Here is an 11,515-nt window from a genome sequence, read left to right on the forward strand (position 1 = left end):
AACCATGCTCCCGGTTATGAAACCAGCGGAACGGCATTCTTCCTTTACGGATACCTGTGGGGCATAAACAACGGCTTCTTTTCTAAAAAAGAGTACGGCGCCGTAGTTGATAAAGGATGGGATTACCTCACGAAAATTGCATTGCAGGAAGATGGGAAAGTTGGCTACGTGCAACCTATAGGAGAACGAGCCAATCAACACAAGAACGTCGGACCAGAAACAACCGCCGACTTTGGAGTAGGCGCTTTTTTATTGGCAGCGTCAGAATACAGCCGTTATGTCTGTTCTAAATGAAAGCTAAAAGTATTTTTCTGGTGATCCAGCAAGAAGAATGAAGCCATATTATTTTTTTGAAAAATTACGATGAATTATAAGAAATGTCTTTTATTAGCGCTCACGCTTGTTTTGCTATCGAGTTACGGCAAGTCTCAATCAGCTAACAGTCAGAATAAATACACCTCCTTCTCCCCCGGTGAAATATGGAAAGATGATCGGGGGGTTCACATCAATGCGCACGGGGGAGGTATCCTCTACCACGAAGGCACCTATTACTGGTTTGGCGAACATAAAGGCGAGCGATCCAATGCTGCGTTGGTGGGGGTAACCTGCTACTCCTCAACCGATCTTTACAACTGGAAGAGCGAAGGGATTGCCCTATCCGTAAGTGAAAATCCGGAAAGTCCGATCGTAAAGGGAAGCACCATTGAACGTCCAAAAGTTATCTACAATGCCAAAACAGGTAAATTCGTGATGTACTTTCACCTGGAGCTCAAAGGAAGAGGATATGAAGCGGCTCACGTTGCGGTTGCAGTTAGTGATCAGGTGACAGGTCCCTACAATCTGGTGAAAAGCGGAAGGGTAAACGCAGGTGTGTGGCCAATGAATATGACGGAAGAACAGCGGACTTCTACCGTGCAACCTTCGGAGTTCGAACAATGGTGGACGCCCGAATGGATGGCAGCATTGAAAGAGGGCCTGCTCCTGCGCCGCGATTTCGAAGGAGGACAGATGTCGCGGGACATGACCCTCTTTGTAGACGACGATGGCAAGGCATACCATATCTACGCCTCCGAAGAAAATCTAACCCTGCATATTGCGGAATTGACCGATGATTTTCTGGGTCATACCGGGAACTACGTACGTGTGGAGCCGGGAGGGCACAACGAGGCCCCGGCGGTCTTCAAAAAAGGAGGACAGTACTTCATGATCACCTCCGGTTGTACGGGTTGGGCCCCTAATGCGGCACGCCTCCTGACCGCTGATCACATCATGGGGCCATGGACATTGCACCCGAATCCCGCCCGGGGGGAAGATGCCGGGCTCACATTTCATTCACAAAGTACATTTATCATTCCGGTGCAGGGAAAGAAAGATGCTTTCATATTTATGGCAGATCGATGGAGACCCGATAACCCTATTGACGGCAGGTACATATGGCTTCCGGTTCTTTTCGAAAACGGCCTGCCCGTTCTTACCTGGTTTAATGAATGGAATTTGAATATTTTCGATGAAATAAACCCTGACTCCAATACCCCAAAAGGATAAAAGGAACAGGGAATATATCGAATACAGTTCCTCCACCATAAAAACGGAAGGCAAGGAGGAGTTTCAATACGGACGCTTCGAGATACGTGCCAAGATACCTGTTGCCGGAGGCTCCTGACCTGCTATATGGACGTTGGGGAGTGAGATGGAGTGGCCCTCCAACTTTAAACACTCTATCGCACATTGAATGATTTATTGCCCTTTTTTGAATGATTTCACCAATAGGAGATCTATTATTAAGTATATCTTTGTATGAGATAAATGAATACTATCTGAGATCACAATTTCTAAAAATCTATCGCTGCTGATTCGAGTGTCACCGATCCTGGAAAACAGTTGTCGAGATAACATATAGAACTTCAAAAAATAATCGTATGCGAAAAAAAACTCTGTCAATAGTCATTTTACTCGTTATGTCTATAGCCCCGTCTCTTAGGGCACAAGTCTCTTTCGGTATCCCTGAAAAGATTAACGATAGCTGGAAGTTTGTCCTGAATGATGTTCCCGACGGGCAGTCCGTCACGCTGAATGATACAAGATGGCAATCGGTATCGCTGCCCCACGACTGGAGTGTAAAAGGGCAGTTAAGCCCTACACTGGCCAGCTGTACCGGGTACCTGCCGGGAGGCATTGGCTGGTATCGTAAAACAATCGATATCCCTGCCGACAAGCAAGGACAAAAAGTATATCTCTATTTCGAAGGTGTATATAACCGCAGCGAAGTATTTCTGAACGGACATTCACTTGGCAAACGCCCCAACGGCTATATTTCCTTCATGGTAGATGCAACACCCTATATAAAATACGGAGAAAATAACACAATTGCTGTACGCGTGGACCACAGCCAGTCCGCCGATTCTCGCTGGTACACCGGATCGGGGATTTATCGTGATGTATGGATGATTTATGCAAATCCTGTACATATTGCCCAATGGGGAGTATATGCATATCCCGAAAAAATAAAGGATGACTACAAGCTGAATGTGGAGGTAGAGATCAACAACGAAGAAAAGAACAATACCTCTTTGACAGTAATGAATGAATTATATGCTGCCGATGGAAAACTTGTGGCAAAGGATTCAAAGAAGCTTATTGCAGAACCTGGCAGGAAAAATAAACTTACCACATCCTTGAAGATAAACAAACCGGCACTTTGGTCCTTATCCGACCCGAACCTGTACGAGTTGAAAACAACAGTATTGAAAGGCGGCGTTGTAATGGATCAGGCTTCCACTCGCACAGGATTTCGCTCTTATACTTTCGATCCCGACAAGGGATTTGCCTTGAACGGAGAGTGGATGAAGGTAAAAGGAGTATGCATTCACCACGATGCCGGGGTACTGGGTTCAGCAGTACCACGCGAAGTATGGAGAAGACGTCTGCAAACACTCAAGGAAGTGGGCGTGAATGCAATCCGTACGAGCCACAATCCGCAGGCAACCGGTCTATACGAACTTTGCGACGAGATGGGCCTGCTGGTTCTCAACGAGATGTACGATGAGTGGGTATTTCCCAAACGCAAGTGGCTGGAAGGCTGGAACGTGGGGACTCCCGGGTTTCAGGGCTCTTACGATATATTCAAGGAATGGAGCGAGATTGACCTGGCCGACCTGGTACGGCGCGACCGGAACCACGTCTCTGTTTTCGCATGGAGCATTGGCAATGAAGTGGATTACCCCAACGATCCCTATTCTCATCCGGTGCTCGGAGGAGAAAAAGCAGGCTTCACGCAGGCCTCTTACGGGGGGTATAACCCCGATGCACCCGATGCCATGGAGTTGGGTATTATAGCAAAACGACTGGCGAAAGTAGTGAAAGAGTATGACCCGATGCGCCCTGTGACGGCCGGTTTAGCGGGGGTGGCCATGTCAAACGAAACCGAGTACCCGGGGGCCTTGGACATTGCGGGATATAACTACACGGAAGACAAGTACGACAGCGACCACAAAAAGTATCCCGACAGGGTGATTTACGGAAGTGAAAACCGGCACGATATGGCGGCATGGAAAGCGACACGAGACAGGGAACATGTTTTCGGTCAGTTTCTCTGGACGGGGATCGATTATCTTGGTGAGTCGGGCCGATGGCCTTCAAGAGGTTTTTATTCGGGACTGCTCGATTTCGGAGGATTCATCAAGCCAAGGGGATACTTCCGGCAGTCGTTATGGTCGGATAAACCGATGGCTTACCTGGGAACATACCCCACGCCGGGAAGAGGATCACGGAGCCAGTCGAGAGACGTACTGTCTCAAACCGAAACCGGAAATGCATCCGACAACGTGGAAAGGGTGCCCTCCATGGATGCCTGGTCTGTTTGGAACTACCGTGAAGGTCAATCGATCCGGGTAGTATGCTATACCAATGCCGACAAGGCAAAACTGCTGTTGAACGGATCTGTGGTAGGCGAAACAAAGGAATATGACGACAACAGCGGCATCATCTACTGGGATATTCCCTACAGCGCCGGTAAACTGGAAGTGGTGGGCCTGGATAAAAACAACAATCCTGTATCTGGTTATTCCATACAAACATCGAAACGTCCACACGCCCTGCAGATCGTGCAAGCCGAAAAGCAAATCGACAAGGAGAACGGGTTGGCCCAGATTGTAGTGCAGGTGGTGGATGAGCATGGTGTGCCGGTGATGTTGTCCGACAATGAGGTGACCTGCCGGATTGCAGGCCCCGCCAAACTCATCGGACTGGAAGCCAGCAACAATTCAGACATGAGTGATTATACCGACAACGTACATCGCGTGTATCATGGACGCATCCTGGCCTACGTACAGGCTACCGGCGAAGCAGGCGATATAGAAGTATCCTTCACTTCTCCCTGGCTGCTACCGGTTGAAACTACCTTGAAAGCCGACTAGTTATATTTTAACATTCAGCATCTCCAATGATGAAGATTACGGTTTTCTCTCTTTTGTTTTTGATTCTCTTCCATGTGAATATGTCGGCTTCCGACAGAAAAACCAACTTTAATAAAGATTGGAAATTCCATCGGGGGATCGTGGCCAATGCCGAACAGCCGGAGTTTAACGATAGCCGGTGGCGATTGCTGAATCTGCCTCACGATTGGAGCATTGAACCGGCTCCTCTGCAAAGGAAGGGCATAACCATTGGCCCCTTCTCTAAAATGACCGAGGGGGGTGCCGGTGGAGCCGATACGGGACAGACACTGGGCGGGGAAGGCTGGTATCGCAAAGAATTCACCATCAACGAAAAGGATAAGGATAAGCTCTTCTCGCTTTATTTCGAAGGGGTGTACAACCAGTCGGAAGTATGGATCAACGGCAGAAAAGCGCATTATAACCCGTACGGATACACCTCCTATAAATTGGATATCACCCCGTTCTGCAATCCTGCAGGGAAACCGAATGTGGTTGCCGTAAAGGTGGTGAATACCGGAGAAAACAGCCGCTGGTACTCAGGATCGGGCATATACCGGCATGTGTGGTTGATAAAAACGGATAAAGTTCATCTCGATGAGTGGGATGCTTTTGTGGATGCTTCGGAACTGAAAGGGAAAGAGGCATCAATAAAATTTTCCACAGTCATTCACAATAAAACGAGAGATAATATCCCGGTTGCAGTGCATGTAAAGATCCTCTCACCGACCGGTAAGGAAGTATACAAAAATAATTTCGAGCAGGAGTTACCGGAAACAACTCCGTTCTCTACCTCTTTTACAGTGAGAGATCCCGAGTTGTGGTCCCTCGACAACCCCATATTATACAGTGCGGAAATTACCGTTTCCGGTGGTGGCAGACAATACGACAAGATCACTCTCCCCTTTGGCATTCGTACGATAGCTGCCTCGGCAGAAAAAGGATTTTTGTTGAACGGTCGATCCGTAAAACTAAAAGGTGCCTGTATTCATCACGACAACGGATTACTGGGTGCCGCAGCGATAGATCGTGCGGAAGAGCGAAAAGTGGAATTGCTGAAGGCCAATGGATACAATGCGGTGCGATGTGCCCATAACCAGGTATCGGAACATTTTCTGGATGCATGCGATAAACAGGGGCTTTTGGTTATCCATGAGACGTTCGATCAGTGGCAGGAAGCAAAAAGAAGCGATGATTACCATCAATTCTTTGACGAATGGAGCAAAAAAGATCTGACCGCTTCGGTACGTCGCGACAGGAACCATCCCTCTATCATCATGTGGAGCATAGGCAATGAAATTGCTCAACGGGCAGATTCCATCGGTGAAGTGATCGCAAAAAGTCTGGTTAATGTTATCCATCAATATGATACGACCCGATTAACAACAGTCGGAGCCAATGATTTCTGGGACAGGCGTCACGTTGGATTTGAATGGGATAAGGATATTCACCGGGCTTTTAGGAATGTGGACATCGCCGGTTATAATTATATGTGGTGGAAATACGAAAGCGACCATGCTGCTTACCCCAACCGTATTATTTACGGTAGTGAATCCTTTCCGAAGGATGCCGCCCTAAACTGGAATCTGGTGGAGAAATTTTCCGCCATCATCGGTGATTTTGTCTGGACAGGCATCGACTATTTGGGTGAAGCGGGTTTGGGACACGCCCTGGAACTGGCCGAAGGAGAACATAACCCTCAATTCATGGGCTGGCCCTGGTATAACGCCTGGTGTGGCGATATTGATCTCTGTGGTGATAAAAAGCCACAGTCTTTTTACCGGGACATTGTATGGAGAGAGAAAGAAATTGCAATGGCTGTCCGTCCTCCTGTCGCCCCGGGAAAGAAAGAGGTAGTCAATGGTTGGGGATGGACGGATGAGCATCTGAGCTGGAACTGGGAAGGCCGGGAGAACCAACCGATGAGAGTAAACGTCTACAGCCGTTCCCCGAAAGTAAGGCTCTACCTGAATAACGAGTTGATCGGCGAGAAGGAAACAGGCAGAGAAAATTACACCGCCACCTTTGAAGTACCTTATAAATCAGGCACGTTGAAAGCTGTAAATTTAGACAAAAGACGTGAAACGGCTTCTGTGGAGTTAAAAACCACAGGAGAGCCTACCGCAGTACACTTGGTGGCCGATCGGAGCAGGATCAATGCCGATTTAAATGACCTGGCCTACGTGAAAATTGAAATTGTTGATAAGGAGGGAAATATTGTTCCTGATGCCAATCTTCCGGTTACAATAGAGTACTCTGGCAACGGAGCGGTAATCGCCTCGGGGAATGCTGCTCCGGATGACATGGAGAGCTTCCGCTCATTGACACCGAAAACATTCAGGGGAAAAGCATTGGCTATTCTTCAGCCGGATGGGAAAGCTGGGAAGATGCAGGTGAAGGTGTCGGCCGATGGATTAAAAGCAGCTCAAATCATAATTGATCTTGAAGATTAATGAAAAATGCATTTATCAAGCGATCCCACTATTTTAGCAGATCTGAATACGAGGATGTATTAATGAAATGAGGCATAGAAACAAACACCGGGTAGCCCCGTGAACAGTGTTTATACTTTATTTGCATGATTTCACACCCATAATTACACGATTCTATACTGTCTACTGGCCGCAATTTGTCATAATTTTGTCGTTATAAGCATCGTGCTTATTGACATGACGAATACCTATACGGATAATATTTAAATTACATGCGAAAAATTAGAACAACCCTGATTTTTTTATTTCTTGCCGCAACCTGTACCGTAATGAGAGCCGGCCAGGCCTATGCCTCCAATATCGCTGAGAAAGACTACGTAGCCTATCTTTTTACCTATTTCCACGGAAACAGTGTGGAACAAGAGCAGATTTGCTTCGCAGTCAGTCTTGATGGGTATCACTACAGAGCTTTAAACAACGACAGGCCTGTGATTGATTCAAAAGAAATCAGTGAAACGGGTGGAGTCAGAGACCCACATATCCTGAGGGCTCAGGATGGAGAGACGTTTTACATGGTAGTGACAGACATGACCTCTTCCAAAGGATGGGATTCAAACCGGGGGATGGTTCTATTGAAATCGAAAGATCTTGTCAACTGGACTTCGTCGGCCATCAACATCCAGAAAAAATATCCGGGACAGGAAGACCTGAAGCGGGTGTGGGCTCCCCAAACGATTTATGACCCACATGCCGAAAAATACATGATTTACTGGTCCATGCAGCACGGGAAAGGGACTGATATTATCTATTATGCTTATGCCAATCAAGATTTCACCGATCTGGAAGGCACACCGAAGCAGCTTTTCTTCCCGAAAAATGGAAAATCCTGCATCGACGGCGATATTATCTACAAAAACGGGATATTCCATATGTTTTACAAAACAGAGGGGCACGGAAACGGAATCAGGAAAGCCATGACCGATAACCTCACTGCTGGCTGCTGGATAGAACAACCCGACTATAAACAGCAGACCCGCCATGCCGTGGAAGGGTCTTCTGTTTTTAAACTGACCAATCAGGAAAAATACATTTTGCTCTATGATGTGTATGGGAGGGGTGAGTACCAGTTCTGCGAGAGTGTGGATCTCGACAATTTCAAGGTTATTGATCACGAGATCAGCATGGATTTTAAACCCCGCCACGGGAGTGTTATTCCCATCACAAAAAAAGAGCTGGAGGCCATCACCGGCAAATGGGGCATACCCGAGGGATTGGAGATGCCTGCCACCAAAAATCCTGTGCTGACGGGGTATTATGCCGACCCGGATGTGCTTTATTCAGAAAAAACAGGCAAGTATTATATCTACCCTACCAGCGACGGTTTTCCGGGATGGGGAGGATACTATTTCAAAACCTTCTCATCCGATGACCTCCGGGAGTGGAGGGATGAGGGAGTGATTCTGGACCTGAAAGACGTTTCGTGGGCCGACAGCAATGCCTGGGCACCATGCATCATAGAGAAGAAAATAGGCAGGGATAAATACAAATACTATTATTACTTCAGTGGAGGCAGGGATGGTGAACCCAAGAAAATTGGGGTAGCCGTTGCTGACCATCCCACCGGACCTTTTATTGATTCGGGGAAACCGCTGATCGATTTCAAGCCCGAAGGAGTGAGTGGCGGACAGGAGATTGACCCGGATCTGTTTTTCGATCCGGTAAGCAAAAAACACTACATCTATTGGGGAAATGGGTATATGGCGGGAGCGGAACTACAAAAAGAGATGGTTTCCATCAAGAGGGGTACCGTAAAGAAGATGACTCCCGATCGTACCTTTCGGGAAGCGATCAACGTGTTTTACAGGAACGGACTATATTACTTCCTCTGGTCGGAAGACGATACCGGCAGCCCCAACTACAAGGTGCGTTACGCCACCGCAAAGTCACCACTCGGTCCCCTGAATATTCCCACCAACAACATCGTCATCATGAAAGACGAAGCAAGAAATATATACGGAACAGGGCACAATTCGGTATTGCAGATTCCTGGAAAAGATGAGTGGTATATTGTGTATCACCGTATAAACAACTACTCGTTGAATGACGGTCCAGGTTATCACCGGGAGGTGTGTATCGACAAAATGGAGTTTAACGAAGATGGAAGCATTCAACAAGTGACCCCATCGTTATAACGATTTTTCGTATGAACTCATTGGTGGGAACCCCTGTCAGCGCTTTATCTGAAGTTCCCTGTATTTCAAGCCTACCTCTTTCACCAGTGCTGCAATATTTCCTCTGGTAACACTCAGCTTCCGGTTCTGGGTTTCCGTTTTTCTGAACTCCAACAGCTGATTGATCAAATCCTGCAGCCACAGGACATTCTGTCTGACCATATCTATTTTTTGATGCTGTATGGGCGCAAGTTACGCTTCATGCTGCAAATCTTCCAACGGGCCAATGATCAAAGTGAGTGACGTGTGCGGCTCATAGGTAATATTTGTGTAGAACCGGAGCCGTTCATCGTTCAACTCCTGTTCCTGTACAAGCTTTTCCTTTTTGATTTTGTAGATGCTCTGGGGATCCGGCTTTTTCTTATAGAAATACAAGATAGAAAGAAGCAAGGCGGCCATGAGCAACGCATAGATTGTCTTAGCCTACCAGATCAACCAGAGCGGAGGTGCAATCCGGATGGGGATCGTATACACCCGTATTCCGGTGGTCATTACCGGAGGAATCTCTGGCTCCTGCAGCACGGAATAGGGTTTGAAAAAATAGATCCTGTTCCATTTCCAAGTATGTGATCAACAAGGGTTGGGCAGGTAGGCTCACAAGGAAGAACCATAAAAATATGAGGAGGTATTCTCTCATCTTCGGGGCAAATTCACATTTTTTCCACTCAAATATACGACAAAGTGATAATTTAGTAAAGGACTTCTGCAATATGCACGATTTACCGTCTATTAATGCACGATTCGCTGCGGCTCAGTCTTTGTGTTTTATAAAGGTTTATTGTATGTTTGTAACAAATCAAGATCACCACAGAAGAACAATTCAGAATTGCCCGTGCAATTCCAGCAACCGTACAGACACAGAGAAAGAAATTCAAACACATAATATTGTTATTACCAGACAATAACAGCACAACAGCACATTCCACACATTTCGCTATTGATTGGAGGGTGCACTTTGAAGTATGGTTTGAGTGCGAATGAAAAGAGAAATTAAAATCAAACTCGGAATTTCACAAAATGATCAATCTAAACTTACATGAAGAAGATGAAACAGAAAATTTACCAATCAACGGGCATTCTTTTTTTGCTGCTACTCGGCCTTGCCGGATGCAAAGAAGAAAACTATGTCTTTTCAAATCAGTTGTCGAAGGGGGATCCGTTTGATCCAAACCGACCGGTGCAGGTCACCAGTTTTTTACCTGACTCGGGGCGCTTCTCTGAAAAAATTGTGATTAGCGGCTCCAATTTCGGGAACGACAAGGATGCGGTGAAAGTGTATTTTGTAGATGGAAACATCGAAAAGGAAGGGGCCGTGGTGAGCGTCAACGGCAATTCGATCTACTGCATTGCGCCCAGATTATCTGGCGGAAACAGCCAAATAAAAGTGGTTGTGGGTGAAAAAGCCGAGGGGATCGCACCCAAAAGCTTTCATTATACGGCCTCAGCACAGGTTTCCTGGGTCGCAGGAGTGGGTACGCTTGAGGGTACTGGCGCATTTTACCGAGACGGCACACTGGCCGAGGCGCACTTTCACAAAATCATGGGGATCATGGCACTGGGTAACGATCAACTCATGACCTTCGGATCATGGGAATCTGCAGCCAATAAGGTGCGGTTTATTTCCGTTCCGGAAAACAGGGTCATCACCATTCAGGATGGAGTGTATCTCGGGAAGCCAGCTATCAACGAAGACAAAACCATCGTGTATGCCACGACCCTGAACCCTACACATACGGTCTATGAATACAGAAGAGATAATGGCTGGATGCCTTACCGAATAGGAGAGATCGAGGCGCGGGGATCCGGCTATGACCACATTCAGGGGCTGGTGATGATGGACAAGGCACACGACCCCAATCAGGAGTGGCTCTATTTCTGTCACAAAGACGGAAAATTTCTGCGTTACAACATCAACACCCAGGTAACGCACGAATTGGGTAGCGGATTGTTTGATCCGGCAGCCTGGGTGGGTTACATCGTGTATGACAAGTTCAACGACTGTTTCTATGTGTCCCATTACGCAAGGTATTCGATTTACAAAATCAGCAAGACCGGAAACGACTGGGCGGATGGCGTCAAATCGGAAATATATGCCGGATCGCCCAGCCAGAGTGCTGTGGTGGACGGAAACCTGGAAGATGCCCGGTTCAGGGATCCACGCGGCATGTGCATGGATGAAGATGGCAATCTCTACGTCTGTGAGTTCAATAATTCCAACGTGATCCGGAAGATATCCGCAACCGACGGCTATGTTTCCACGGTTGCCGGCACATTGGGTAAAGAGTCACCGCAGACAAACGGCGATCCGGCCGAGGCCATCTTCCTCGATCCACGCGACATCACCTACGACGGAAACGGGAACTTCTTTATTGCTGAATGGTGGGAGTCCACAATTAGAAGATATGCTGTTGAATAAAAT

The 11,515-nt window shown here is 47.2% G+C and carries 8 protein-coding genes; 6 read left to right on the top strand and 2 right to left on the bottom strand.

The genetic code is table 11. From position 1 onward, the window contains the following. From B3Z75_RS06705 to B3Z75_RS06725, 5 genes are all read left to right on the top strand, one after another. Positions 1-294: glycoside hydrolase family 88 protein (locus B3Z75_RS06705; protein ID WP_294068951.1), on the top strand; the 294-nt coding region annotated here is incomplete at its 5' end. A gap of 69 nt (positions 295-363) precedes the next feature. Then, a complete protein-coding gene (locus tag B3Z75_RS06710) occupies positions 364-1,545 on the top strand; it encodes a glycoside hydrolase family 43 protein (RefSeq protein ID WP_294068954.1) in 1,182 nt (393 codons plus the stop codon). 374 nt (positions 1,546-1,919) lie between these two features. Next, positions 1,920-4,415 (top strand): sugar-binding domain-containing protein, encoded by a 2,496-nt coding sequence (locus tag B3Z75_RS06715; protein WP_294068957.1) that lies wholly within the window; start codon positions 1,920-1,922, stop codon positions 4,413-4,415. A 29-nt stretch (positions 4,416-4,444) separates the two neighbouring features. Then, positions 4,445-6,886, top strand: coding sequence for a glycoside hydrolase family 2 TIM barrel-domain containing protein (locus B3Z75_RS06720; RefSeq protein ID WP_294069055.1), 2,442 nt, complete (start codon positions 4,445-4,447; stop codon positions 6,884-6,886). A gap of 308 nt (positions 6,887-7,194) precedes the next feature. Then, on the top strand, positions 7,195-9,057 hold the full coding sequence (locus B3Z75_RS06725) for a family 43 glycosylhydrolase (protein WP_294069058.1): 1,863 nt from the start codon (positions 7,195-7,197) through the stop codon (positions 9,055-9,057). Between the two features lie 36 nt (positions 9,058-9,093). Here the strand turns inward: B3Z75_RS06725 and B3Z75_RS06730 are convergent, their stop codons facing one another. Further along, positions 9,094-9,258: a hypothetical protein gene (locus B3Z75_RS06730; protein ID WP_294068960.1), complete on the bottom strand. Its 165-nt coding sequence runs from the start codon at positions 9,256-9,258 to the stop codon at positions 9,094-9,096. Between the two features lie 30 nt (positions 9,259-9,288). Beyond that, positions 9,289-9,495 (bottom strand): hypothetical protein, encoded by a 207-nt coding sequence (locus B3Z75_RS06735; protein ID WP_294068963.1) that lies wholly within the window; start codon positions 9,493-9,495, stop codon positions 9,289-9,291. 646 nt (positions 9,496-10,141) lie between these two features. Between B3Z75_RS06735 and B3Z75_RS06740 the strand changes: the two genes are divergently transcribed. After that, on the top strand, positions 10,142-11,512 hold the full coding sequence (locus B3Z75_RS06740; protein ID WP_294068966.1) for an IPT/TIG domain-containing protein: 1,371 nt from the start codon (positions 10,142-10,144) through the stop codon (positions 11,510-11,512). Positions 11,513-11,515 lie beyond the last annotated feature (3 nt).

The sequence above is a fragment of the Proteiniphilum sp. UBA1028 genome (assembly GCF_002316955.1).
Lineage (GTDB): Bacteria > Bacteroidota > Bacteroidia > Bacteroidales > Dysgonomonadaceae > Proteiniphilum.

Bases quoted from the DNA above. Each gene is read 5' to 3' on its own strand.
- B3Z75_RS06735 (WP_294068963.1), bottom strand. From the start codon at position 9,495: ATGGCCGCCTTGCTTCTTTCTATCTTGTATTTCTATAAGAAAAAGCCG.
- B3Z75_RS06715 (WP_294068957.1), top strand. From the start codon at position 1,920: ATGCGAAAAAAAACTCTGTCAATAGTCATTTTACTCGTTATGTCTATA.
- B3Z75_RS06730 (WP_294068960.1), bottom strand. From the start codon at position 9,258: ATGGTCAGACAGAATGTCCTGTGGCTGCAGGATTTGATCAATCAGCTG.
- B3Z75_RS06725 (WP_294069058.1), top strand. From the start codon at position 7,195: ATGAGAGCCGGCCAGGCCTATGCCTCCAATATCGCTGAGAAAGACTAC.
- B3Z75_RS06740 (WP_294068966.1), top strand. From the start codon at position 10,142: ATGAAACAGAAAATTTACCAATCAACGGGCATTCTTTTTTTGCTGCTA.
- B3Z75_RS06720 (WP_294069055.1), top strand. From the start codon at position 4,445: ATGAAGATTACGGTTTTCTCTCTTTTGTTTTTGATTCTCTTCCATGTG.
- B3Z75_RS06710 (WP_294068954.1), top strand. From the start codon at position 364: ATGAATTATAAGAAATGTCTTTTATTAGCGCTCACGCTTGTTTTGCTA.